At 57.4% G+C, this 3227-nt stretch carries 1 rRNA gene; it reads right to left on the bottom strand.

The window, feature by feature from the left end:
• Nucleotides 1–4 precede the first annotated feature (4 nt).
• A 23S ribosomal RNA gene (locus tag AB0L00_RS45710) occupies nt 5–3140 on the bottom strand.
• Between the last annotated feature and the right edge of the window lie 87 nt (nt 3141–3227).

The raw sequence follows: 3227 nt of genomic DNA, 5'->3' as shown, positions 1-3227 counted from the left end.
AGTGTGTGTCAAGCCACTCGGCCTATTAGTACCGGTCAACTCCACACCTCACGGTGCTTCCATCTCCGGCCTATCAACCCAGTCGTCTAGCTGGGGGCCTTACAACCACAAAGGGTTGGGAGACCTCATCTGGAGGAAGGCTTCCCGCTTAGATGCTTTCAGCGGTTATCCCGACCGAACGTAGCCAACCAGCCATGCACCTGGCGGTACAACTGGCACACCAGAGGTTCGTCCGTCCCGGTCCTCTCGTACTAGGGACAGACCCTCGCAAGTCTCCTACGCGCACAGCGGATAGGGACCGAACTGTCTCGCGACGTTCTAAACCCAGCTCGCGTGCCGCTTTAATGGGCGAACAGCCCAACCCTTGGGACCTACTCCAGCCCCAGGATGCGACGAGCCGACATCGAGGTGCCAAACCTTGCCGTCGATATGGACTCTTGGGCAAGATCAGCCTGTTATCCCCGGGGTACCTTTTAGCCGTTGAGCGACACCACTTCCACACGTCGGTGCCGGATCACTAGGCCCTGCTTTCGCACCTGCTCGACATGTCTGTCTCACAGTCAAGCTCCCTTGTGCCCTTGCACTCAACACCTGATTGCCAACCAGGCTGAGGGAACCTTTGGGCGCCTCCGTTACTCTTTGGGAGGCAACCGCCCCAGTTAAACTACCCACCAGGCACTGTCCCCCACCCGGATACACGGGCGCGGGTTAGACGCTCGAAACGACCAGAGTGGTATTTCACCAACGACTCCACCACCACTGGCGTGATGGCTTCACAGTCTCCCACCTATCCTACACAAGACGCTCCAAACGCCAATGCCAAGCTATAGTGAAGGTCCCGGGGTCTTTCCGTCCTGCTGCGCGTAACGAGCATCTTTACTCGTAGTGCAATTTCACCGGGCCTGTGGTTGAGACAGTGGGGAAGTCGTTACGCCATTCGTGCAGGTCGGAACTTACCCGACAAGGAATTTCGCTACCTTAGGATGGTTATAGTTACCACCGCCGTTTACCGGCGCTTAGGTTCTCAGCTTCGCCACCACAAGGGCAGCTAACCGGTCCCCTTAACGTTCCGGCACCGGGCAGGCGTCAGTCCGTATACAGCGTCTTACGACTTCGCACGGACCTGTGTTTTTAGTAAACAGTCGCTTCCCCCTGGTATCTGCGACCCCCACCAGCTCACGAAGCCAGTTCGGTCACCAGCAGGGGCCCCCCTTCTCCCAAAGTTACGGGGGCAATTTGCCGAGTTCCTTAACCACAGTTCACCCGAGCGCCTTGGTATTCTCTACCTGACCACCTGAGTCGGTTTAGGGTACGGGCCGCCGACACACTCGCTAGAGGCTTTTCTTGGCAGCATGGGATCACTCACTTCGCCTAAATCGGCTCGGCATCACATCTCAGGCTCAATGACGTGCGGATTTACCTACACGCCGCCCTACATGCTTACCCCAGGAACAACCATCGCCTGGGCTGAGCTACCCTCCTGCGTCACCCCATCACTTACCTACTACCACCTCAGGTCCCGGCCGCACGCCGGCAAAGTCCCCGAAGGAACCAAGCCACGATTGGAACGGTTAGTATCAGTGGGTTCAGCATGGGCGCGTATCAGCGGGTACGGGAATATCAACCCGTTGTCCATCGACTACGCCTCTCGGCCTCGCCTTAGGTCCCGACTTACCCTGGGCGGATTAGCCTGCCCCAGGAACCCTTGGTCATCCGGCGGAGGGGTTTCTCACCCCTCATTCGCTACTCATGCCTGCATTCTCACCCGCGCCACCTCCACACCTGGATCACTCCGATGCTTCACCGGTGGCGCGGCGCTCCCCTACCCACCACAACCCCTGGACGCCCAAAGACGCCTGGGTAACGTTGCAGTGCCACGGCTTCGGCGATGTGCTTGAGCCCCGCTACATTGTCGGCGCGGAATCACTTGACCAGTGAGCTATTACGCACTCTTTCAAGGGTGGCTGCTTCTAAGCCAACCTCCTGGTTGTCACGGCAACTCCACATCCTTTACCACTTAGCACACGCTTAGGGGCCTTAGCCGGTGATCTGGGCTGTTTCCCTCTCGACTACGAACCTTATCGCCCGCAGTCTCACTGCCACGCTTCACTTACCGGCATTCGGAGTTTGGCTGACTTCAGTAAGCTTGTGGGCCCCCTAGGCCATCCAGTAGCTCTACCTCCGGCAAGAAACACGCGACGCTGCACCTAAATGCATTTCGGGGAGAACCAGCTATCACGGAGTTTGATTGGCCTTTCACCCCTACCCACAGGTCATCCCCCAGGTTTTCAACCCTGGTGGGTTCGGTCCTCCACGCGGTCTTACCCGCGCTTCAACCTGCCCATGGGTAGATCACTCCGCTTCGGGTCTACAGCATGCGACTAAAGAACGCCCTATTCAGACTCGCTTTCGCTACGGCTCCCCCACACGGGTTAACCTCGCCACACACCATAACTCGCAGGCTCATTCTTCAAAAGGCACGCCATCACACCACACCACAAGGATGCGGGAGCTCTGACGGCTTGTAGGCACACGGTTTCAGGTACTATTTCACGACCCCTCACCGGGGCACTTTTCACCTTTCCCTCACGGTACTAGTCCGCTATCGGTCACCAGGGAGTATTCAGGCTTACCAGGTGGTCCTGGCAGATTCACACGAGATTTCACGAGCCCCGTGCTACTCGGGAAACATTCAATGGAGACAACAAGATTTCGCCTACCGGACTCTCACCGACTACGGTCGACCATCCCAGATCGTTCGACTACCCTGCTGTTTTATAACTCCACGCCCAGACAGCGGCCTAGGCAAGAACGCTCCCACAACCCCACACACGCAACGCCCGCCGGCTATCACACGCGCATGGTTTAGCCTCATCCCCTTTCGCTCACCACTACTCAGGGAATCACATGTTGTTTTCTCTTCCTGCGGGTACTGAGATGTTTCACTTCCCCGCGTTACCACCAACCGCCCTATCAATTCAGACGGAGGCAACACCCCATGACAGGTGCTAGGTTTCCCCATTCGGAAATCCCCGGATCAACGCTCGGTTGCCAACTCCCCGGGGCATATCGCAGGCTCCCACGTCCTTCATCGGCTCCTGGTGCCAAGGCATCCACCGTGTGCCCTAAAAAACTTGAACACACTACAAAAAGAATAAGATGCTCGCGTTCACTATGCAGTTCTCAAAACACGGACAGAACCAACCCCCAGCCACCACCAAACCACC

The sequence above is a fragment of the Actinoallomurus sp. NPDC052308 genome (assembly GCF_040679195.1).
Classification (GTDB): Bacteria; Actinomycetota; Actinomycetes; order Streptosporangiales; family Streptosporangiaceae; genus Actinoallomurus; species Actinoallomurus liliacearum.
This window is presented reverse-complemented; position numbering and strand designations above follow the sequence as displayed.